The sequence below is a fragment of the Selenomonas dianae genome (assembly GCF_030644225.1).
Classification (GTDB): Bacteria; Bacillota; Negativicutes; order Selenomonadales; family Selenomonadaceae; genus Centipeda; species Centipeda dianae.
The window spans coordinates 558,752-581,977 of sequence record NZ_CP128650.1 but is presented as its reverse complement, the minus strand read 5'-3'; the positions used below and the strand labels follow the sequence as shown (position 1 = coordinate 581,977).

The following is a 23,226-nucleotide window of genomic DNA, read 5'->3' as shown; positions in this document are numbered from 1 at the left end:
CTTAGAGGAATCGCTGATAAAATGAAATCCGTCAGATTGGCGTAGATTTTTTCGTCCGAACAAGGTGGAAAACCGGACGCATAGCAAGGGCTATGTGGAGGATTTTCCACCGAAGTGCGGGCAAAAAAGATGCGTCAAGATGATGGTGTTGAATTTATCAGTGCTTCCTCAAAGCGACGGATGTTCGATGAGATACTGCTTCGCCGCCTCAAACTGCACATCCGTTGTGTCCGAGGGCGAACGCTCGACAGTGATGTCGGGGGTGATGCCCGTACCGTCAATGGATCTGCCGTTTGGCGTGAGATACTTTGCAATCGTGAGCTTCAGCCCGTCCTCGTGGAAAAGCGGCAGAACCGCCTGCACCGAGCCCTTGCCATACGAGGTCGTACCGATGATCGTACCCGCGCCCGTATCCTGAAGTGCTCCCGCGAGAATCTCCGACGCGCTCGCACTGTTCTCGTCGATGAGCACGACAATCGGGTATTTGCGTTCATCGAGCGAGGAGTAGTAGACCTCCTCGTCCCCGTCCCGATCAATCACAGAAACGATCCTGCCTTCGGGAACGACCTGCTCGGCGACGGCGGCACAGCTCGTGATGAGCCCGCCCGGATTCTCGCGCAGATCGATGATGAGCGCAGTCATGCCCTCGCCTGCGAGGCGGTTCATCTCCGCAGCGAACTCCTCACCCGTATGCTCGGCAAACGAGCCGATGCGGATGTAGCCGATGGTCGTCCCCTCGACGAGCACCCCGCGCACGGACGCAACCTGTATGATGTCGCGCGTGATCGTGTACTCCTGCTCCGCACCGTCGCGCAGGATGCGCAGCACGACCTGCGTGCCCGCCTCGCCACGGATGCGCAGGGCGACCTCCTCGTTTTGGAGTTCGCTCGTCGGCGTACCGTCCACAGCGAGAATCTCATCGCCCGCACGCAGCCCCGCCGCCTCACCGGGCGTGCCCTCAAGTACCGAGATAATCTTGACGTTGTTGTCCTTGAAGCCCATCGTCACACCGATGCCGCCGAACGAGCCCTCCGTGTGCTGGCGCAGCTCCTTGAACATCGCGGGCGGCATATAGATGGAGTGCGGATCGTCCAGCGAGGCGACCATACCATCAATCGCGCCGTCCACCAGTGCCGTCGCATCGGGTGCATTCACATAGCGTGCTTGGATGAACTTCATCACACCAAAAAGACGCAGGGCATCGTCCGCATACAGCCCCATCGAGCGCAGGAACGCGCCCGCCACAAAGACGGTCAGCACACTCCCGAGGAATGCGGACAAAAGGACGATGGAAATTAGTTTTTTTCTATTCATAGTTTCTTTCATTGAATTGTAGCTGTTGGTGTTATCGTAATGCCCCGCAGCGAACCCTAGTGGAGCAAGTGAGTAAAGTATGCGTTTCACCCCCTGCGGATTTCCACCGTTCAAGCGAAGCGCGTTTGGAATCCGCAGGTATTTAGGCGAATAAGCATACGATCACTTGCGTAACTAAGCGTTCGCAAGGGGCATTGCAATACACCGATGCCTACAAATACCCGAGCGGATTCACCGGCTCGCCGTTGACGCGCACCTCAAAGTGACAGTGCGGCCCTGTGGAGTTGCCCGTCGAGCCGCACTCGGCAACCAGCTCGCCCTGCGCGACACTCTGCCCCGTGCTCACATCGAGCGACTGACAGTGTCCATAGAGCGTCGAGATCCCGCCGCCGTGGTTGATAATCACAGCATAGCCATAGCCCGAGATCCAGCCCGCATACTCAACCGTTCCCGCCTGCGCGGCATAGATCGGGTCGCCGTAGTCGCCGCCGATGTCGATGCCGCTGTGAAACCGCTGCGCTCCCGTAATGGGATGCGTGCGCCAACCGAAATCCGACGTGATCTCCCCCGCGAGCGGCCAGATCATCGCGCCCGAGCCCTGCACGGGGAGACTCCTGAGACCGCTGCGTCGGAGCATCTGTGTGATGCGCTCCGATGCCGCACGGGATTCGTCCTGCTTGCGGTCGATCGTCTCCTTGTCGTACTTCATCTGCTCGATGAGCGCCCGCTGCGCCTCGACCTTGTCCTCCATCGCAAGTCGCGCCTCACGCGCCTTCTTCTCAAGCGGCTCCTGCGCCGCGCGATCCTTCTCAAGCTCCCCCTTGAGCGCGATCATCGCGTTGCGCTGTGCCAGCACCTCATGCACGAGATCGTAGTCCTGCTTGATGACGCGCTTCAGGAGATCCATGCGCGTGAGGAAATCCGAAAAATCCTTCGCACCGAAAAGCACATCCACATACGAGATCTGCCCGTTGATGTAAATATCGCGCACGCGCCTGCCGAGCGCCTCGCTCTTACGCGCATAGTCCCGCTCGGCGACCTCAAGCTTTTCCTCGTTCTCCTCCAGACGTTCGAGCGTCGCGTTCAGCTCGGCACGGCGCGCCCTGTGCGCGGCGATTGCCGTTTCCGCCTGCTCATCCAGAATGCGCTTCTGCTCCGAGAGCGAGTCGATCTTTCCGGCGAGCTCGTCACTCTGCCGTCCCAGTTCCTCCACCTGCGCATCGTAGCTGTCGCGCTCCTCCTCAAGCGTCGCCGCCGCCCCCTGCCCCGCTGCTGCGAGGAGCGTCACGGCCAGCACCGACGCGAGCATCCGTTTCATCCCTTGTCTCATACTCACACCTTCAGGAAACGTTTGAGCGACACCCACGCACCCGCCGCACCGATCGCCATGCCGAGCAGGATAATCGCCACACTCACATAGTTCATGAACGGATATTGTGGGATCAGCGGGAAAAACGCGAGCGTATCATAGACCTTGTTCGTCACGCCCGCATAGAAGCTGCGCAGAACAATCGCAGAAATCAGACCGCCGATGCACCCGAGCACAATCCCCTCCAACACGAACGGCCAGCGGATGAACTCATCCGTCGCACCGACGTACTTCATAATCGCAATCTCACGCCGCCGTGCAAACACCGTCAGACGGATCGTATTCGCAATGATGAACACCGTCGCACTGCCGAGCAGCAGAATGAGCAGCACGCCGAAGATACGCACAAGCCGCGTGATGTCAAAGAGGTGTTCCACCACATCCTGTCCGTACTTCGCGGACTCCACGCCGTCCATGCGCTCGATCTGCTTCGCCGCCGTCTCCACCATATCCGGCTGCCGTACCGTCACCTCATAGGCATTCGGCAGCGGATTCTTGTCGCCGAGCGCGTCCAGCAGATATTTCTGCTCCCCCAGACGCTCCGATAGGCGTTCACGCGCCTCCTCGCGGCTGACATAGGTCACGGACTCGATCCCCTGCAGTTCGCGAATCTTTGTCCCTACATCCTCCTCGGCATCCACCGTGAGATCATCCTTCATATAGACACTGATCTGCACCTGTGACTCCAGCAGCGACGCCGCGCGGTTCATATTGAGCGCGAGAATCAGGAACACGCCGAGGATAAAGAGCGAAACCGCCACCGTACCGACCGCCGCGAACGTCATCCAGTTGTTGCGGCGCAGCGAGCGAAAGACCTCCTGCACATAGTATTCTGCGGTTCTAATCTTCATAGCCGTATCCTCCGCGCTGCTCGTCGCGCACAATGTGTCCGCCCTCGATGGCGATGACGCGCCGCTGCATCGTATCGACAATGCCCTTGTCATGCGTCGCCATGACGATCGTCGTCCCGGACGCATTGATCCGCTTGAAGATGTCCATAATATCCCAGCTCGTCTCAGGATCCAGATTCCCCGTCGGCTCGTCGGCAATGAGGATCGCGGGATCGTTCACAATCGCGCGCGCGATTGCTACACGCTGCTGCTCGCCGCCCGAGAGCTGCGAGGGGAAATTGCGGTACTTGTCGCGCAGTCCGACCACATCCAGTACGGCGTTTACACGGCGCTGAATCATCTGACGCGGCGCCTCAATGACGCGCATCGCAAACGCCACATTCTCATAAACCGTCTTGTCCGAGAGCAGACGATAGTCCTGAAAGATCACACCGAGCCCGCGTCTGAGATACGGAACGTCCTGTGGATCCATATGGACGACATCGTGTCCGTTGACAAAGAGCTCCCCCTCCGTCGGCAGCTCCTCACGAAAGAGCATCTTGATGAACGTCGATTTCCCCGCGCCGCTCACACCGACAACAAAGATAAACTCCCCCTTGCCGATCTCAATGCTCACATGATCGAGCGCCACCGAACCATTATCGTATATCTTTGAGACATTTTTCATCCGAATCATACCGTCGTCTCATTCCTCTCCCATATGAATCTCCCGCATGAATCGGGAGCTCCTAAAAACCGCCTTTCATTATATCACAAATCAAAAAAACTACAAAATACTCCGTTGCCATTTTCACGCGCTCATGCTATCCTCTCTTTGGTAAATAATCTCAATTATAAGGAAAACGACCATGCTGCTAAAAAAATTTTTCTTCGTCACACTCGGCCTCATCAGTCTCGGACTGGGCATCCTCGGCGCGTTCCTCCCCATCCTGCCGACCGTCCCCTTCGTCCTGCTCGCCGCCTACTGCTTCACGCGCGGATCGCGCCGCATGGACGCATGGCTGCGCACAACGAAGATCTATCGTCAAACCATGCTGCTCATGCGAAACGGACGGCGCGGCATGACCATCATGCAGAAGCTCCGCATCATGCTCCCCGTCACCACCCTCATGGGCATCTCCTTCCTCCTGACTGCGCACCCGCACGCACGCATGGCAATCGCCCTCATGTGGGTGCTGCACATCGTCTTCTTTGTCTTTCGCGTGCCAACCCTCAAAAAAGACGCCTGACGACGCCGTATTTTGTTGACAAAATTCAGTGGATTCGCTACATTGTAAGTAAGAAGGTTGATCCAACGACAACGAGGTGTGATTATGAACTTTATCTTTGTTTCCCCACAGTTCCCGCGCGTCTATTGGAACTTCTGTGACCGTCTGAAAAAGAAAGGGGTGAACGTTCTCGGCATTGGCGACACGCCCTATGACCATCTACATCACGAAGTACGCGAATCCCTGACCGAATACTACTTCGTCCCCGCGCTCGACGACTACGATCAAATGCTGCGTGCCGTCGCATTCTTTACCTTCAAATACGGGCGCATCGACTGGATCGAGTCCAACAACGAACATTGGCTCGCGAGCGACGCACATCTGCGTACGGACTTCAACATCCGTACAGGCTGGCAGAGCGGCGACATGGAGCAGATCAAGAGCAAGGCAGCGATGAAAACTGTGTATCAAAAGATCGGTATTCCAACCGCACGTCTCAGCAAGGTAACGACGCACGCCGCCGGCAAGGCATTCGTGGCAGAGGTCGGCTATCCCGTCATTGTAAAGCCCGATGTCGGAGCCGGCGCGATGGACACCTACCGCATCGACAACGCAGATGAACTGCGTCACTTCTACGCCTCGAAGCCCGCCATCCCCTACGTCATCGAGGAGTTCGTCACGGGCGACATCTGCTCCTACGATGCCATCGTCGACGCGGATGCCAACCCGATCTTCGAGTCCATGACCGTCTGGCCGCCGTCCATCATGGACGTTGTACTCTACCAGCTCGACCTCTCCTACTACACAGCGGACAGCGTCCCCGATGCACTGAAAAAGGCAGGACGCGCCACACTCAAGGCATTCCATGTCCACAGCCGCTTCGTCCACCTCGAATTTTTCCGCCTGACCAAGGCAAAGGAAGGGCTCGGCGCAGTCGGCGACTTCGTGGGGCTTGAAGTCAATATGCGCCCCGCCGGCGGCTACACCACCGACATGATGAACTTCGCACACTCCACCGATGTCTACGACATCTGGGCGGACATGGTGACGGCGAACCGCCGCCTTCTCCCCGATCGGTGCGAACACTGTTACTGCGCGTATGCGAGCCGCCGTGACTTCCATCGCTATGTGCATACGCACGAGGACATTCTCGCACGGTATGCGGGCAAAATCGTCATGTGTGAGCGTCTGCCCGAGCGTATGTCGCCGAAGATGGGCAACCATATGTATATGGCGAAGCTGAACGGACAGACAGAGACCGACGAGTTCATCCGCTTCGTGCAGGAACAGCAGGGATAAAGGCATGAAAAAAGTTGTTGTATGAGATCAAACGACCTCGTACAACAACTTTTTTGATTCATTGCGCAGCCAACAAGCGCAGTAATTTTTTGTCAAACGTCGCTATCTCAACGCCCTTGACCTTGTTGTATGCGTACAAGATACAATCCACAAAATCAAGATTTTGGACAGCGTAAGTGTGAAGAGCCTGACGCAAAACAATATTCTCCCTACATTCAACCAATTCCAAGAACTGCATCAACTTCTCGGAAATCTCCTGGCGATCCAGATGATACACACCCTTCAGGACATAGACCACCTCGGCAGCAACTTCAAGCGTTACCCAAACATCACCGTCGATTAAATAGCGTTTCGCCGTATTCTTCATTTCATCGTTATCGCCCAACAGATAGCGAAGGATCATATTGGCATCAAATATCACCATATTTTTCCACCGCAGCCCGTTCCCATGCGCTCCCCTCCTGTGCCGCACGATCGGGGTTGGCGTATGTTGACAGAGAACCGCAGAGCTGTTCAACCTTTTGCACGCGCTCCGCTTGGGAGATTGTCGGAGTTTCCACAAAATCATCCATAATCGTTATGACAACGCGCTGATTCTGCTGTACCACTGTTTTTTCCAACGGCTGAAATGACGTTCCGTCATAGTAGCCCTGTACCGCGAGCATAGCGGACACCTCCCGTCAAATGATCCTGTCTCAGGCGCGACACTGATGTTACACCTATCGTACCACAAATGAAGGACTGCGTAAACTGACATTTCCTTTACCGTACGCCGCGCACGGCGATCCAGTATTCCCCGTCCTTGAAATGAAGGGTAACCTCCGAGAAGCCCGCCGCACGGAAAAGCCGCTCGAACTCCTCGGGGGTCGGATTCGTCAGGTCGTAGCCCGCAACCTTCGCGCGGATGCCCTCGGGCAGATCGTCCCGCCCGTAGATCTCGGCGAGCAGGAGGAACGTACCGCCCTTTTTCACCACACGCGCGACTTCCTTCAGACTTTCCTCAGGCGACGGCCAGAAGTAGAAGCTCTCCACCGTCACCACCGCATCGAAATGCGCGTCCGCGAACGGCAGAGCCTCGACCGAGCCGTGTCGAATCTCCATGCGCCCCGCCTCGATGAGCGGCGCATTGAACGCACGCGATGCCTCCACTGAGGTCTCCGCGTAGTCGATTCCTGTGAGATGCCCCTCCGTCACACGCTCCGCCATCCGTGCGAGCGTATTGCCGCCGCCGCAGCCGATGTCAAGCACGGTGTCATTCGGACGAAGATCGAGGTGCGCAAGCCCCCAGTCCACGAGCCGCGCGTGGCTCTCGTTCATGCGTGCGAGCATCGCACGTCCCGCATCCCCCTCAGGGCGGCGCGGATTCCCCTCCACCGTCGCGCGGTCAAGTTTCTGCCAATCTGCTTCTGCCATATTGAGCCTCCTATTTCAAATACTTCACAGCAAAACACTTGCTTATTCTTTCTTCTTATGCTAAAATGCCTTTGAAGTCAGTGAATGACATGCTACTACCAACAGAAAAGCCCCGGCGGGAGTGATGACCCGAAGGGGCTTTTTTGCGCACTGATGAGGTGCGTCATGCCGGTGCCACCATGCGGCTGGTTTCTACCGCCCCAGCATCTGCAAGATTAACGCTCCGAAAATACTCCCAAGAACGCTAATAAGCAGGGAAACCAGAAACTCAGTGAACAACATCTCTACTACCTCCCTCCTTGCCGAAGTAGCTTGATGAGAGCCGTGGCAAGAGAAAGTATAGCATAGAAATGAAAAAGACGAAATAGACTACTCTACCCCCATCGTCTGTTTCGAGAGATCAAAGCCGAACTGCATCGGGTCGGCGGGATCCCAGATGCGCGTCTCTGCATTGTAGCGCACGGGTACGTAGAACGTCACCGTCCCGACCGGCTCAAGCGCACGGTATGCCTCCGCTGTCGCCTCGACTGCCGTCTTGCGCAGCTCGTCAGGCGCAGCACCGAGCTTCATCCGCTGCCGCATGAGCGCGGATGCCTTCTCGCGTGCCGCATCCATATTGAACCGCGTCACCGTCACCTCGACCATCGCGTGCTCCCTGTTTTGCTCCGAGACCGCCGTCTCCACCGTCGCCGCACGCAGCGACTCCATGTAGGCATCGGCGATCTCTCCCGCCTCCTCGGGCGAGAGCACCGCCCCCGACGTTTGCAGTGCATTCGTGAACGCCGCCCGCATATTGAACGACTCCGTCGGTGCGCCGTAGGACACGAGCCGTTTCTGCGCCTCCTCATCCTGCCGCACAAACGCATCGCAGTAGAGCTTGATGCTCTCTGCCGCATCCGCCTTCTCCATGCGTCCGAACGTCGCAACGTAGAGTGCCGCGAGAATCGCTGCAACGAAGATCCCAACGAAGATGACAGGGAATCGAATCTTGGATGAAATCACTGTTTTATCACATCTCCTTGATTTTCGCTCTGTATGAGCTGTTCGTAACGCTTCATCAGCGCCGCCACGCACGCGGACTCCGTGAGCTTCGTCGAGAATCCGTACGCCCGCATCACGGCGCGATCGTTTGCGCGGTGCGCCTCGCGCAGGTCGGGCGGCATCGTCACATCATCGTACAGATCGGCAAGACTGCTCTCGGGATAACGCGCCCGCGCATCCAGAATCCCCTGCGCCGTCTGCGCGATGGCAGCTCGCTGCTCATCGGTGGGGGCGCACCACGGGAAGTTGTTGTAGACGATACTTTTTGAATAACGATAGTCGCTTTTCATACGCCCGCAGACGGCGCGCATCCATGCCATATGGACGTTGCTCGTCAGTACACCAAAATGATAACGCGTCGCATTCGGAATGATGAACAGCAAATTACTTGCAATCACATCCGCATCTTGAAAGCCCATCGGCACATAGCGTCGTCGCTCAGAAGAAACCTCTGGAACAATGACAAAATGTTCGGGGTTCTTCGTCTCTCGAAACAGAGCGGGTGTATCGGCGAGTTTTTGGCGGTCGGGGGCGCCGCCTAAACGCGCCTGACGACATGCCTCGACACGCGCTAAAACACGCGGCATAGAACGCAGGACATTCGGCGGCATACCGACGAGCCATAGACAGTAACGAGGCTTGTTATTGATGAACTCCAGCGCGCCCATGAAACGCTTGACATAGGGGGCGGCATTTGGTTCGTCGCGCAGGAACTGCTCATAGTCGTCTGCCTCAATGATGAGATGCCCGCCATCTGCGGGGCGGTTCCCCGTTGTAATCGCGGGCACATCGCAGAGAGGCTTTGCCCTGCTTTCAACAAAGGTAGTAGGAGCATTGATCAGATAGAAATTGATATTGCCGCAGAAGGTCGGTATATTGCTCTCATAGAGACGGCGCGGTTCATGGTGCGGGACGGTCGAGAACCCGACAATAACACAATGCACCGCAGCCTTGTCAAGTGACTCGCTGTTCCATGTGAACGTCCGCCATGCAAAGTCAATCTGCACGCCAAAACGCTCCGTAAGCGGCTTCCAAATCAGCGCAACCTGCTCGCCCTGCGTGATGGAGTTCGTCGAGACGAACGCCGTCCGCACCGTTGTCCCCTGCATGTAGTCCGCCGCCTTGAAGTGCCAGCACGCAACGTAGTCGATCTTTCCAATCGACGGATAGGGCTTCCCCTTGTCGTCCCGCCAAATCGCCGCCATATCTTCCTTTTGTCCCGCCGTCTGATAAGTATAGCCCACAAACGGCGGATTCCCCATCACGCGTACATTGCCGCTCGGCGGCAGCACCTCCCGCCAATCCATGCGGAGCGCATTGCCCTCGTGGATGTGGTCGTACGTTCGGAGCGGGAGGAAGTCGAGCGTCATGTGGACGATGCTCTCCGTCTCCTTCATCATCTGGCTCTCGGCAATCCAGAGTGCCGTCCGCGCGACCGTCACGGCGAAATCATTGATCTCGATGCCGTAGAACTGTGCAATGGATACCTTGATCGGGTTGTCGAGCGCACCGAGTACAATCTCCCTGCCGTACAGCTCGCGCAGCACCTCGTTCTCAAGACGGCGCAGTGAGATGTAGGTCTCGGTGAGGAAGTTTCCACTGCCCGCCGCAGGGTCGAAATACCGCCCCGCCGCGAGTTTGTCCTGAAAGTCGAGGAGTGCCTTCCTGCGTGCCGTCTCGGTCTTCAGTGCCTTTGCCCGTGCGAGTTCGTCGCGCAGGGCATCGAGAAAGAGCGGGTCGATGACCTTGTGGATGTTCTCGATGCTCGTGTAGTGCATCCCGCCCGCACGCCGCGTTGCAGGGTTGAGCGTGGATTCAAAGACCGCGCCGAAGATGGTCGGGCTGATCGCGCTCCAGTCGAATCCCGCACTTGCATCATCGAGCAGGATATCGACGATCTCCTGCGTGAACTGCGGGATCTCGATGTTTTTCTCTGCGAACAGACCTCCGTTGACGTAGGGGAATGCGGCGAGCGCATCATTCAGATACGGGTCGCGCTCTGCGATCGGGGTGTCGAGCACACAAAAGAGTTGGATGAGTGTCTGACGAAAGTACGGGAGCGGTACGTCCCGTAGGTAGTCGTGGAACATGGCGTGCCGCCCAAACAGTCCCGCATCCTCGGCATAGAGTGCAAAGACAAGGCGGACGCAGAGGATATTGAGGCTCTGCTGACTGTGCGGGTCACTCATGTCGCGGTATTCCTTCGCGAGCGCGTCATACAGTCTGCCGACGAGCTCCCCCGCCTGGATGGAAACCTCCATCTCCTTTGCAATGTGTTCATCGTCCGCATCCACGAGGAAGTTCAGACGGTATGCCTCGCGTTCGAGGTTTTTGAGCAGGATCTCCTGCGGCTCTGCATTCGGTGTTTCCATGTCATAGACGAGGAACTGCGCGAAGTTCGAGCTGACGATCCAGCGCGGACGTGCGGAGTACGGGAGTGCCGCCGCATAGCGACGCGCCTGCTCGATGGGCTTCAGCAGGGTACCGTCACTCTGGCGGATCGGGTCGGTGAGGCTCTTGCCGAGGCTCTTCTGCTCGATCATGACGTGTGTCGCAGGGATCATCACGTCGATAAAGCTCGTGTGATCGAGCATGACCTGCTGCTCGAATACAAGCAGATCGGCAGGATTCGCCACGCCATAGACGGTGTGCAGGAGCTCCATCCAGAACTTCTGGCTCTCCCCCTTCTCGTAGCCGCGCCCCTTCCACTTCGCCGCGAACGCCTTCGCCGCCGCAGCCTGTGCCGCACGCTGTATCACACGGACACCTCCTCTGTTTTCTTCCTATAGTATTTTATCGAAAAAAACGCCGCGCTGATTAGCACAGCGTTTTCTTTTATGTTATAATCTGTGTAGGTGCTATCGATTCGGTAGGCGGTCAATCTGAGCCCCTGAAAGGGGGCGAAGCCGATGGAACTATACGACTTTTTGGCGTTTGTGTTCATGGTGACGATTTGCGTCGTTGCATTTAAGGCATAGGAAAACCCGCCTAGTCCCAGCAAGTTTAGGCGGGTTTCCAAAATCCAATATCCTAAATGGGGCTGACCGTTTACACGATAGCACCTTTTCTGTGTCTATTATACTTCACATTCTTTTGGGTTTCAAGTATAATATTTACGGTGCTATCAATTCGGTAGGCGGTCAATCTGAGGCCCGGAAGGGCAGGTGGTTGGCGATGAACGAAACAAATATCACACTTTTGTTGCTCGTCGTTCTCGTATTGCTTCTAAAAAAGTAATCCGCCCCGTAGCAGCCAACTATAGGTGAGCGGATAACTTTTCGTAAAACTTGTATGTGGGCTGACCGTTTACACGATGGCACCTTTTCTGTGTCTATTATACGACGTAATGCAAAAATTAGCAAGCAGTGCCGCGCATTTTATGCCCGCTCAGATCCCGAGCGCGGCGATCCACGAGTTGATCGCCATCGGTGTTTCCCCCATCTCAAAGCGGCGGCCTTCCTTCATCAATGCGCCCTCTGCCGAGGGTCGCAGGTGGGCGGTCGTCTGCCCCATGGAGCTGCCGCCCGATGTCGCAAACGGAACGACGGTCTTGCCCGTCAGATCATAGCTTTCAAGGAACGTATTGATAATATGGGGCGCGACATACCACCAGATCGGAAACCCGACGAAGATCACGGGATATTGCGTCAGGTCAAGCGGCTCGCCCGCAATCGCGGGACGGCTGTGCGGGTCGCGCATCTCCACACTGGAACGGCTCTGATCATCATTCCAGTTGAGATCCTCCTGCGTATAGGGGACGGCGGGCGCGATCTCATAGAGATCCGCACGGATCACATCGGCAATCTTGTGTGCGATCTGCTCCGTCCGCCGTGAGGGTGATGCGGAAAAGTAGGCAATCAGTATTTTCCCATACATGCTATTTCCTCCTCGCTAGATATTCCTCCGCAAAGCCCGGATCCTCGGGCAGGATGTCCGACTCAAACATCCGATTCCACGGGAATGTCACGGTCACGGTGTCAATCTCCGCAATCGGCGGCAGATTTTCCTCGATAAATCGGTTCATCATCCGCGTGGAGCGCATGGCGACCGCATCCATCTTCGAGCCGAGGCTGCCATAGAATCCATCCCCGCGCAGCCATGTGAGCTGGCGTGCGATGATATTGCGCACATTTGCTTGATACGCCCAGTCGTCGAGATAACGTGTGGTGAGGAGATGATCGACGGCATCCCCGTCCATATGCTGCACGAGCATCCCCTCGCCGAGGGCAAAGCCCGAGCTGTTCGTCGGCGTGTTCCACCCCGCATAGGCGTGAATTTTATAGAGCAGTCCGCGCCGCTGCAGCTCCGCCATTAGGGCATTGTCCGCACCGTTGGCAAAGGCGATGTCGGCGATGGCGACGGGGTATCCCTTCGCCACATAGTCCGCGACCGTGTCCGCGAAGTACATCGTCCCCTCGCGCTGCGCACCATCGTTGAGCGGCGCATTTGCCTCGTAGGTGCGCCCATCCGGATTCGTATTCACCGCGAGCACAACATCCGCCTTCTCCGGCGCACGCACCATCATCCCGCCCGCAGCAAGCACGGCATCCGAGATCGACGTGCTGATCTTCTCATCCGAATACGCAGGAACGGTATCAGGCCCGCTCCCCCAGTTGTAGCGGACAAAGACAAACGGGATCTCGTGCCGCTGCTCGTTCACCGCACGCGTGAGCATGAGCAGGGCGATCTCGTCGATGCCCGCCATCGTCTGAAACCGCGCCTTGCCGAGATCCGCCCCCGCCTCCGTCAGGTGACGGCTCTCCAGATGCGTCTGCGAGAACGGCGCATTGTCGTCGCGTCCGAGTGTCAGGTAGCGGAACGTGTTGTGCGTTCGCATGAGTTCGATCAGATACTCATTGACTGCATAGTTCGTCTCCCGTCTGCCCATCCAGTCGGACAGCGCCTCCTTCGGAATCAGTCGCCCGAGGAAATCGTATTCCTTGCGCTCACGGCGCGTGAGCCCCTCGATCTCCTCTTTGTCCCGCAGAACCGTGTAGCGAAAAATATCCGCACCGTAGCGGCGGTAGTACTCGGGCTCCTCGTGCCCCGATGCCTCGCCCGTGCGCGGCGTGCGCATGATCGAACCGAATACGTAGAGCGGTACTTTGGGGCAGGTGCGCTGCAGCCCATCAAAACGCTGTGCGCGTGTGAGCACCTGACTGCGGGTATAGGCGTGCTTGCGCGAACCGACGAGGCTGCCGTAGATCATGGCATCCGAGGAGATGACCGCCGCCTTTACCCCCGGCTGTGCGAGGTTTTCCTCCACCCATGTCCAGAGTTCCTCGGGATGTCCCCAGTCGTCCCTGCTGCCCAGCAGCTCCGTCGGCGGAACGACGACCTCATAGCCCGTGCGCTGCACGACATCCGCCGTCTGCTTGCTTGAGATCGGACGGCTGTCATGCGGGATGAACACGATTTTCTCCGTGACCGGCTCCTTCTTTGCCGCGTCCGCCCACTGCGGCACGAGAAACACCGTCAGCACCGCAAAACAAAGAATACGAATCATCAATCCCCTTGTCAATGTTCTCCTCCCTCTGCCGAACCCGTCTGCGCTTCAGACGGGCTTTTCTCATGCAGCATCGTCCGAAGCGCCTCCCGCACATCGGCGGGCACATTCAGCTTCGTATCGAACAGGATGCCGCCCTCCTGTACCGTCGCTCCCTCAATCTCGATCAGATCCGTCAGCTTATGCCCCTGAAACTCCGTCTGACCGAGCCGGGAGGCGGCGAGCACCTCATGAAAATCCACATGGATCTTGTTGCCGTGGATGTCCACCGGCAGCCGGTCGGACACATCAAAATGCCCCATCAGCCGCTCGACCATCGAGATTGAGATACGCGAGAACACCCATGAAACGAATCCATGATCGGGGATGTTCTTCTCCCGCACACGGTAGACCGCATAGGACTTTGCCCCATCGTGCACAAACTCCTCGATTGTGCCGGAAAGTTCGACCTTCTTATATTTTTTATTCGTTGTGCAGATGAGATCCAGCCGTCCGTTCGCATGGGAGCGCAGCACAACGCTGCGGAGTGTCCCATCCGTCCCGATATTCTTTGCGATTGCCTCATTGAGGATCGCGTCGCGCACAAAGAGATGTCCCTCGGCGATCTGCGCCAGCGTCTCGCGATCCCACGTATCACGCAGCACCGTGAGCACAGGACCGTAGTCCTTCACCGCCCCGCGGATGCCGCTCCAATCAATATTTTTGACCTGCTCGATGAAATTTGCAGGAATGTCTATCACCATCAGCTGCCCGCCTTCTCCGCTTCCGCCTTCTTCTCACGCAGTTCAAGCCAGAGGTTCTGCGTACGCTCAAAGAGTTTCACATCGTTCTTGCGTACCTCTTGGTCGCTCATGATCTGCGAGAGCATCTGTGTCGCCTTCTCATAGTCCTCCAGGCGATAGTACGCCGCACCCGCAATATAGAGCGCCATGCTGTCGCTCATCCCATGGATCGGGTACTTCTCGGTCATCACCGATTCCTCATAGAGCTCGGCGGCACGGCGCAGGATCTCCGCTTCTTTCTCATGCTCCCCCGCATCGCGGTAGACCCAAGCCATGCCCATACAGTAGCCCGCCTTCTTTTGCAGCGTCCATCCAAGACGCTCGACAAAGTAGATGCCGAGCCGATAGGCGCGGATCGCCTCCTCCACCGTACGCTCCTCGTGGTAGGGGAGGTTGATCGTACGTCCCTCAAGAAGTTCCTGTATCTTCGCCTTGTCGCGCGGACTCAGCGGCTCCTCGGTGAACTGCTTCTCATCGGCGGCAAAACCGCAGTGCTCACACAGCCAGACGCGATAGCGATAGGGACACACCCCTTCGTAATGGACACAAAAATCCTCATCCGTCCCCAGCGTGATAAGACGCGCCTTCATCTTCGTTGCATGGGTCTTTTGCCCACAGACCGGACATGGCTTCTCCACCGAATACGTATACTCCGCCATCGTACTTCCTCCCTACCAAAAGACCTTCTTAGCATAGCACAAACCGAGGAAAAAAGAAAGTTCGTGCACCACCATAAAAATCTGTCAACGCACAGTGCGGCGCCATATGCGACGATAATAAAAGGAACTGCGGTACGAAGGTATCCGGTCTTCGTACCGCAGTTTTTTTGTTCAGAGAAATGTCACCGATGGTATCGCACGCAAAGTGCCTTGAGCTTTTTCGAATCGAGTTCGAGGAGGTAGTCTTTCTTGAGGCTCCAACGCCAGTTGATGCCGACCGTGCCGGGCGTATTCATACGGGCACGCTCGTCGAGTGCGAGGAGATCCTGCATGGGAATGATCGCCATGCGTGCGTTTGACGCGTATGCCATCTTGATGAGCCGCCTGCAGATGGTCTTCGGACGGTCGGAGGTCGTCCCTGTCATATTCGCCAATGTCTCACGCAGCACCTCGTCGATGTCGCGTGTGAACCATCCGACGGTGGTGTTGTTGTCGTGCGTTCCCGTATAGACGATGCTGTTCTCGGGGGTAACGAAGCCGACGCGCCCCGACTCGTTCGGTTCGAGCATAAAATGCACGATCTTCATCCCGGGGAAGCCGCAGTCGTCGCGCAGACGCTCCACCTCGCTCGTGATGATGCCGAGATCCTCGGCGACGATGTCGAGTGTGCCGAGTTCGCGTTCGATCTCGTCGAAGAACGGCTTGCCGGGTCCCTTGATCCAGTGCCCGTTGATCGCCGTCTCCGCCTTGCCGTCCACCGACCAGTACGCCTCAAAGGCGCGGAAGTGGTCGATGCGCAGAATATCCACCTGTTCGTGCAGCTTGCGGAAACGGCGTTTCCACCACGCATAGTTCTCCGCCTTCATCGCGTCCCAGTTGTACTGTGGGTTGCCCCAGAGCTGCCCGCTGGCAGAAAAGTAGTCGGGCGGTACGCCCGCGACGGTGCGCGGCGTGCCGTCCTCGCTCAGGTCAAAGAGATGCTGATGCGCCCATGCGTCCGCGCTGTCCTGTGCGATGAAGATGGGCATATCGCCGAGGATCTTGATGCCCTTCTTCGTTGCGTACGCGTGCAGGCGATCCCACTGCGTGTGGAATACATACTGCTTGAACCGATCCAGCTCCACCTCGTCCTTCTGCCGCTCGGCAAGTGCCTTGAGTGCTGCGGGGTCGCGGCGTTTGATCTCCGCCGGCCACTCCGTCCATGCTGTGCGCCCATACTCCTTCTTTGCCGCGTGAAAGAGCGCGTAGTCGTCGAGCCAGTACGCCTCTTTCTCACAGAATGCGAGGTAATCCTTGTCCTGCGCGTGCTTCTTACGGAAGGCGCGGAATGCCTTTTCGAGCAGTTCCTTCTTGAACGCCTTCACGCGCTCGAAGTCGATAAAGGCGGTATTCGCCTCGTACGGCAGGTAGACGTCCTTCTCCGTCAGCCATCCGCGCCCAACGAGATCCTCGGGGTCAATCATCATGATGTTGCCCGCAAATGCGGAGATGGACTGATAGGGCGAGTAACTGACCCCTACGGGGCTGAGCGGTAGGATCTGCCATACCTTTTGCCCCGCCTCCGCGAGGAAGTCGAGGAAGCGGTATGCCTCCCTGCCGAAGTCGCCCACACCGTATTTCGACGGCAGCGACGTCGGATGGAGGAGAACGCCCGCCTTGCGCTCGTAGCGGCGCGGTTCTTTGCGCTCACGCAGGAGCAGCCCGAAGAGCGGCGGGATCTTGATGCGCAGCCGCCCGCGCTCCACTTCATAGGTACGCGAGGGCTTGAACGCATCCTCAAAGATACCGCAGGCGAAGTCGCTCACATCCACCTCGATTGTCAGCGTCTCCGTCAGGTTGCGGTTGAATGCGGCGATAAAGACGCCGTCCTCCTTCTCGTTGTTGAACACGTCGTAGCCCGAACGGATCGTACGCGCATAGGCGATGACATCGCCCGCACCATAGAGCGGCAGGATGTCGCCGGTACGCAGCGCATCGTTCTCGTTGCGCAGCGCGATAAAACGCTCGAACCAACGGCGAATGTCCTTGTTGCCGTGCTCCCAGTCATAGGGACGGCGGTTGAACGGATCCTTGAATCCCTGCATTCCGATTTCGTCACCGTAGTAGACGCTCGGAACACCCGGATAGGTCATCTGCCAGAGGGTCGCCATGAGAAGACGGCGCGAGCCGAGGTCGAACTGCTCATCGGTCATGCGCAGACGCGACTGCTCGATGGCGGGCATCCCCTCGTAGTATGGCACGCCCGCAAGCACCGTGATCGCACGCTGCACGTCATGACTGCCGATGAGGTTCATCATCGCGTAGAGATTTTCCTTCGGATAGTTCTCGATCTGGCTTGCAAGCCGCCGTGCGGTCTGCCGTCCGTCCACCACACCCGTGAGGAAGTCAAACATCATCGTGCGCAGCGGGTAGTTCATCGCCGAGTCCATCTCGTTGCCCGACAGATATTCGCGCGGCGTGCCATAGGCGACCTTGTTCGAGGCATCCTCCCAGACTTCGCCGATCATGACGGCATCGGGGTTGTGCTTTTTGAGCTCCGCGAAGAACTTCTTAGAGAACGTCGGCGGCAGTTCGTCGATCACGTCGAGCCGCCATCCCGCGATTCCCTCGTTCATCCAGTGGTGCAGAACGCTGTCCTTGCCCGTGATGACAAAATCCATGTAGGCGGGATCCGTTTCGTTGACGTTCGGCAGGGTATCGAAGTTCCACCAGCAGTCATACTCGTTCGGGTAGCTGCGGAAATGGTACCACGAGTAGTACGGCGACTCCTTTGACTGGTACGCACCGATGGATGCGTACTGATGCTGGCGGTTGAAATAGATGCTGTTGCTGCCCGTATGACTGAATACACCGTCGAGGATGATGCGGATGCCGCGCTGTGCTGCCGCCGTGACGAGCGCACGAAAGTCCTCGATGTCGCCGAGCACGGGGTCGATCTTGTGATAGTCCCCCGTGTCGTAGTGATGGTTGCTCTCGGACTCAAAGACGGGATTGAAATAGATGCACGAGATGCCAAGATCCTTCAGATAGTCGAGCTTTTCCATGACCCCGCGCAGATTCCCACCGAAGAAGTCATAGGCGATGATCTCCTTCGTGTCGGGATCCTTGAGGTACATGGGGTCGTCCGTCCAATCCGTACGGATGACCGCCCCCTTCTTGCGTATGATCATATCGCCCGAACGCGCGAAGCGATCCGGGAAGATCTGGTACATGACGACGTTCTTGAACCAGTCCGGCGTACGTGCGCCCTTGTTGTAGATCGTGATCTGATAGGACGCAGGCGCTGCGGTGCTCAGCGCACCGACACCTCCGAGCATCTCCGGATTATTCCCGTAGAAATAGGTGCCGCTCTCCATTGTGATGATGAAGTAGTACCACACAAGACAGCCATAGTCCGGCAGCTCGAACCACGCCGTATAAAATTTCTGCTCTCCCTGTGTATCCCGTGTTTCCAAGGGAATCAGACGCTCCCCCGTCTGATCCTGCCAGAGGCGCACGAGCACCTGATGAATCGGCTCATATGTTCGGATGCGAATGCCAAGACGCAGTCGGCTTCCCGCCTCTGCCGCCCCGACAATGGAGCGGAAATAAATATTCTGCGAGTTGTGCTCCACCTGATAGGATTCCAGCATACCACCCTCTCCTTTCCTAACGGATCACGGATAAATGCAGCACCGTCACTGACGGACTTCATTTCATCGGTGATTCCTAAAACTAAACGCACAGAAACCACTGATGAATCAAACGTTCTTATTTGAACTGAATTCATCAGCGGTTTCACAATGGGTACGTCGTGAACTGCCAAACTACAGCGAATTCACGTACAAATCGGATGTGTGCCGGGAGCGATCTCAGCTTTCGAACAGCAGTCGCTCATAGAGTTTTTCATATTCCTTCGCCGAGCGTTTCCAGCTGAAGTCGCTGTGCATCGCCGTAAAGATGAGCTGCCGCCACTCACGCAGGTTTCCGTAGGCAGCGAGCGCACGCTTGAGGGCGTACATCATCTCATGCGCATTGTACTCGTAGAACAGGAAGCCGTTCCCCTTGTCCACGTCCGAGCGATCGAACTGGACGACAGTATCCTTGAGACCGCCCGTCTCACGCACGACGGGAATTGTGCCGTAGCGCATGGCGATGAGCTGTCCAAGTCCGCAGGGCTCGAACATGGACGGCATGAGGAAGATGTCCGATGCTGCATAGATGCGCTGCGCCAGCTCATTCGAGAAACGGATGTTGACGGACGCCTTGTTTGGGAAACGCCATGCCAGTTCCTTGAACCAATCCTCATAGCTGCGGTCGCCCGTGCCGAGGATGACAAACTGTACGTTCTCATGCTGAAGGATCTCGTCGAGTACACGCACGACAAGATCCAGCCCCTTGTTTGCCACAAGGCGCGTGACCATCGCAATCATCGGCGTACGACGGTTCTCCGGAAGCCCGAGATCACGCTGCAGAGCGACCTTGTTATCGCTCTTTCCCTCGACTGCCTTCTTGACACCGTAGTTGACATAGAGGTTTTTGTCCGTCTCCGGGTTGTAGACATCATAGTCAATGCCGTTTACGATCCCGAAGAGTTCCTCGCGGCGCTTGCGCAGCAGACCCTCCAGATGCTCGCCGTAGTAGTCGTACTGGATCTCCTCGGCGTAGGTCTTGCTGACGGTCGATACATAGTCGGCGTAGATGATGCCCGCCTTCATAAAGTTGACCGCATCAAAGAACTCAAAGTCTCCGTTGTTGAAGTACTTCCAGTCGAGCCCCAGCACATCCGTCATGACATCCTTCGGGAATACGCCCTGATACTTGAGGTTGTGGATGGTAAAGAGCGACTTGATGCCGGCATAGCGTGCATCGTCCATATGCTCAAGCTTGAGGAATACGGGCACGAGCGCAGAGTGCCAGTCATTCGCGTGGATGATGTCCGGCCAGAAGTCGAGCGCGGGCAGGAGGTTGAGCACGGCGCGGCTGAAGAACGAGAAGCGTTCCGCATCGTCCGGGTAGCCGTAGAACCCCTCGCGGTTGAAATACTCCTCGTTGTCCACAAAGTAGTAGGTCACGCCGTCGAGCACATACTTGTCAATGCCGACGAACTTGTCCCGCCATGCGACATTCAGGATGCCGTCATAGACATGCTCCATCGCGTTGCGGATCTCCTCGGAAATCGCGCCGTACTTCGGCAGAATGACACGGCAATCCACCCCGTCCTTGACGAGTGCCGCAGGAAGTGAGCCCGCCACATCCGCAAGCCCGCCGGTCTTTACAAACGGAACTGCCTCCGATGCTACATATAGTACCTTCATCCCAATATCCTCCTTATTCTCATGGACAGTGCCGTAATCTACCGTGCCATAAGTTAATCATTCTGTCGTTCGCAGCGTTCGGCATTCTCCTGTTCAATGCGTGGCGCTTACTTCGCCGCACGCGTTTTCTTCGGCTTGTCACCGGATTCCGCCGACGACTTACGTACGGACGTTTTCTTTGCTGCTGTCATGGAAGCTGTTTTCGATGTTTTTTCTGCGGTTTTGGCGGCCGCCTTGACGGACTTGGACGATGCCTTCTTCGCAGCAGCCTTCTTTACGGGTTTTTCCTCCGCCTTCTGCGCCGTACGCGTGCGCGTCGTTTTTTTCGCGGCGGATTTTGCGGGGGCTTTGCCGGCAGAAACTTTTGCCGCCGGCGTGCGCTCCTTCGACGCAGGTGTCCTTGGTGCTGCGGTTTGCCCCCCGTCTTCCTGTTTCGGTGCTTCGGGCGTTTCCGCCTTTACTGCCGCAGCAGCCGCAACCTTAGGGATTACTGCTTTTTTTTTTGCAACAACCTCTGCCGCTTCGGCTATTTCGTGGTCGGGTGTCCCCGCTCCGCTCTGCCGCTTCAGGCGGTAGAACGTGCTCGCCAGAGGCGGCACGGTAATGACGACGGACTGCTCGCGTCCATGGAAAGCGTAGTCCTCGCTCACAATATCGCCCGCATTGCGCACGCCGCTGCCGCCGTACGCCTCCTCGTCGGAGTTGAATACCTCGACATACGTCCCCTTGGTCGGTACGCCGATGCGGTAGCCGTGACGCACCTCGGGGGTGAAGTTGTGGACACAGATGATGAAGTCGTTTCGATCCTCGGCGCGGCGGACGAGCGCGATGATGCTGTTCTCGTTGTCGTTGCAGTCGATCCACTGGAAGCCGTTCCAGTCAAAGTCCACCTGCCAGAATGCCTTGTTGTCCACATAGAACTTGTTGAGAGCCTTGGAGTAGGCGAGCATCTTCGTGTGCATCGGATACTGCTCGACGAGATGCCAGTCCATGCTGTCGTCGAAGTTCCACTCGATGAAGTGTCCGAACTCGCCGCCCATGAAGAGCAGCTTCTTGCCGGGATGCGCGATCCAGTAGCCGAAGAAGGCTCTGAGACCCGCGAACTTCTGCCAGTAGTCGCCCGGCATCTTGCTGATGAGCGAGCACTTGCCGTGCACGACCTCGTCATGCGAGAGCGGCAGGACAAAGTTCTCGGAGAACGCGTACATGAGGGAGAACGTGATCTTGTCCTGATTCCACTTGCGGTAGATCGGGTCAAGGCTCATGTAGGAGAGCATATCGTTCATCCAGCCCATGTTCCACTTGTAGTTGAATCCCATACCGCCCATATAAACGGGCTTCGAGATGAGCGGCCATGCAGTTGACTCCTCGGCGATCATGAGCGCATTCGGATGATACTTGAAGATGGTCTCATTGAGCTTCTTGAGGAAGTCCATCGCCTCAAGGTTGCCCGTGTCGCCGTACTTGTTCGGCTGCCATTCGCCGTCCTTGCGCCCGTAGTTGAGATAGAGCATATTCGCGACCGCATCGATGCGCAGACCGTCGATGTGGAACTCCTCGAACCAGAACAGTGCGTTCGAGATGAGGAAGCTCTGCACCTCCGTGCGCCCATAGTCAAAATTGGTCGTACCCCACTCCCAGTTCTCCGCACGCGTCTCGTTGTCGGACTCGTAGAGGTTCTTGCCGTCGAAATGGCGCAGCCCCTGCTCGTCCTTGCAGAAATGCCCCGGCACCCAGTCCATAATGATGCCGATGCCGTTCCGGTGCGCGGTATCGACCAGATAGCGGAAGTCGTCCGGCGTTCCGTAGCGGCTTGTCACGGCGAAGTACCCCGTCGCCTGATACCCCCACGAGCCGTCGTAGGGATGCTCGCACAGAGGCATGAACTCAATGTGTGTGTAGTTCATGTCCTTTACGTAGCTGATGAGCTGATCCGCCAGTTCCCGATAGGAGAGGTAATCGCCCTCAAGCGTGCGCCGCCACGATCCCGCATGTACCTCGTAGGTGAGCATGGGACGTTCGTAGGAGGACTCCTCCGCCTTGCGTTTCTGCCACGCCGCATCCTGCCACTCATAGTGGTTCATATCGTAGGTACGGGATGCCGTATGCGGTTTCTTCTCCGCATAGAATCCGTAGGGGTCTGCCTTCATGATGCGGGGACCGCCCCACTGTGGTTCGATCGCGTACTTGTAGATCTCGCCCTCGCCAAGCCCCTCGACGAACGCCTCCCAGATTTCGCCGTCGTCGATGCGGTTCATCGGATGGATGAACACGTTCCAGTCATTGAATTCGCCAACGACACTGACCGACTTCGCATTCGGTGCCCATACCGTAAATCGGACGCCCTTTTTGCCGTCCTGCTCCACAAAATGCGCACCGAGCATTTCCTGTGCGTGATAATTCGTGCCCTGGTGAAAGAGGTACAGATCAAACTCGCTGAGCGTTGATGTTTTCATACGATCCCCTCCTGTATGTTCCTCGGGATAT

The 23,226-nt window shown here is 57.2% G+C and carries 18 protein-coding genes; 2 read left to right on the top strand and 16 right to left on the bottom strand.

Features of this window, described 5'->3' with window-relative positions:
* Window positions 1–168 precede the first annotated feature (168 nt).
* From QU667_RS02805 to ftsE, 4 genes are all read right to left on the bottom strand, one after another.
* Window positions 169–1,314 carry a S41 family peptidase gene (locus QU667_RS02805; RefSeq protein WP_304987820.1) on the bottom strand — a complete coding sequence of 382 codons (1,146 nt, stop codon included), beginning with the start codon at window positions 1,312–1,314 and terminating at the stop codon, window positions 169–171.
* Between the two features lie 211 nt (window positions 1,315–1,525).
* Entirely contained in the window at window positions 1,526–2,644 is a 1,119-nt protein-coding gene (locus QU667_RS02800) for a murein hydrolase activator EnvC family protein (RefSeq protein ID WP_304987819.1), read from the bottom strand.
* A gap of 2 nt (window positions 2,645–2,646) precedes the next feature.
* The gene (gene ftsX, locus QU667_RS02795) at window positions 2,647–3,534 is read right to left on the bottom strand and encodes a permease-like cell division protein FtsX (RefSeq protein WP_304987818.1); all 888 of its coding nucleotides are present in this window, start codon (window positions 3,532–3,534) and stop codon (window positions 2,647–2,649) included.
* Entirely contained in the window at window positions 3,524–4,210 is a 687-nt protein-coding gene (gene ftsE / locus QU667_RS02790; protein ID WP_304987817.1) for a cell division ATP-binding protein FtsE, read from the bottom strand. Before ftsE ends, ftsX begins: the two co-directional genes overlap by 11 nt.
* 172 nt (window positions 4,211–4,382) lie before the next feature.
* Here ftsE and QU667_RS02785 point away from each other — a divergent pair, with 172 nt between their 5' ends.
* Window positions 4,383–4,763, top strand: a complete 381-nt coding sequence (locus QU667_RS02785; protein WP_304987816.1) for a YbaN family protein — start codon at window positions 4,383–4,385, stop codon at window positions 4,761–4,763.
* Window positions 4,764–4,847: 84 nt separating this feature from the next.
* Window positions 4,848–6,041, top strand: coding sequence for an ATP-grasp domain-containing protein (locus QU667_RS02780; RefSeq protein WP_304987815.1), 1,194 nt, complete (start codon window positions 4,848–4,850; stop codon window positions 6,039–6,041).
* Window positions 6,042–6,099: 58 nt separating this feature from the next.
* Here the strand turns inward: QU667_RS02780 and QU667_RS02775 are convergent, their stop codons facing one another.
* The 12 genes from QU667_RS02775 to glgB all read right to left on the bottom strand — a co-directional run bounded on the left by QU667_RS02775 (window position 6,100) and on the right by glgB (window position 23,195).
* Entirely contained in the window at window positions 6,100–6,465 is a 366-nt protein-coding gene (locus QU667_RS02775; RefSeq protein WP_304987814.1) for a type II toxin-antitoxin system VapC family toxin, read from the bottom strand.
* Entirely contained in the window at window positions 6,452–6,706 is a 255-nt protein-coding gene (locus QU667_RS02770; protein WP_304987813.1) for a hypothetical protein, read from the bottom strand. Before QU667_RS02770 ends, QU667_RS02775 begins: the two co-directional genes overlap by 14 nt.
* A 97-nt stretch (window positions 6,707–6,803) precedes the next feature.
* Window positions 6,804–7,454 carry a class I SAM-dependent methyltransferase gene (locus tag QU667_RS02765; protein ID WP_304987812.1) on the bottom strand — a complete coding sequence of 217 codons (651 nt, stop codon included), beginning with the start codon at window positions 7,452–7,454 and terminating at the stop codon, window positions 6,804–6,806.
* A 369-nt stretch (window positions 7,455–7,823) separates the two neighbouring features.
* A complete protein-coding gene (locus QU667_RS02760; protein WP_304987811.1) occupies window positions 7,824–8,456 on the bottom strand; it encodes a hypothetical protein in 633 nt (210 codons plus the stop codon).
* Window positions 8,453–11,254: a class I SAM-dependent DNA methyltransferase gene (locus QU667_RS02755; protein ID WP_304987810.1), complete on the bottom strand. Its 2,802-nt coding sequence runs from the start codon at window positions 11,252–11,254 to the stop codon at window positions 8,453–8,455. Before QU667_RS02755 ends, QU667_RS02760 begins: the two co-directional genes overlap by 4 nt.
* Before the next feature lie 628 nt (window positions 11,255–11,882).
* Entirely contained in the window at window positions 11,883–12,371 is a 489-nt protein-coding gene (locus QU667_RS02750; protein ID WP_304987809.1) for a flavodoxin, read from the bottom strand.
* A 1-nt stretch (window position 12,372) separates the two neighbouring features.
* Window positions 12,373–14,001, bottom strand: coding sequence for a DUF4127 family protein (locus QU667_RS02745; RefSeq protein ID WP_304988389.1), 1,629 nt, complete (start codon window positions 13,999–14,001; stop codon window positions 12,373–12,375).
* 11 nt (window positions 14,002–14,012) lie between these two features.
* Window positions 14,013–14,744, bottom strand: coding sequence for a hypothetical protein (locus QU667_RS02740; protein WP_304987808.1), 732 nt, complete (start codon window positions 14,742–14,744; stop codon window positions 14,013–14,015).
* A complete protein-coding gene (locus QU667_RS02735) occupies window positions 14,744–15,442 on the bottom strand; it encodes a DUF2225 domain-containing protein (RefSeq protein WP_304987807.1) in 699 nt (232 codons plus the stop codon). Before QU667_RS02735 ends, QU667_RS02740 begins: the two co-directional genes overlap by 1 nt.
* 182 nt (window positions 15,443–15,624) lie before the next feature.
* Window positions 15,625–19,074, bottom strand: a complete 3,450-nt coding sequence (malQ, locus tag QU667_RS02730; RefSeq protein WP_304987806.1) for a 4-alpha-glucanotransferase — start codon at window positions 19,072–19,074, stop codon at window positions 15,625–15,627.
* A gap of 219 nt (window positions 19,075–19,293) precedes the next feature.
* Window positions 19,294–20,739, bottom strand: coding sequence for a glycogen synthase GlgA (glgA, locus tag QU667_RS02725; RefSeq protein WP_304987805.1), 1,446 nt, complete (start codon window positions 20,737–20,739; stop codon window positions 19,294–19,296).
* A gap of 107 nt (window positions 20,740–20,846) precedes the next feature.
* Complete coding sequence (glgB, locus tag QU667_RS02720; protein WP_304987804.1) at window positions 20,847–23,195, bottom strand: 1,4-alpha-glucan branching protein GlgB; 2,349 nt, start codon at window positions 23,193–23,195, stop codon at window positions 20,847–20,849.
* Between the last annotated feature and the right edge of the window lie 31 nt (window positions 23,196–23,226).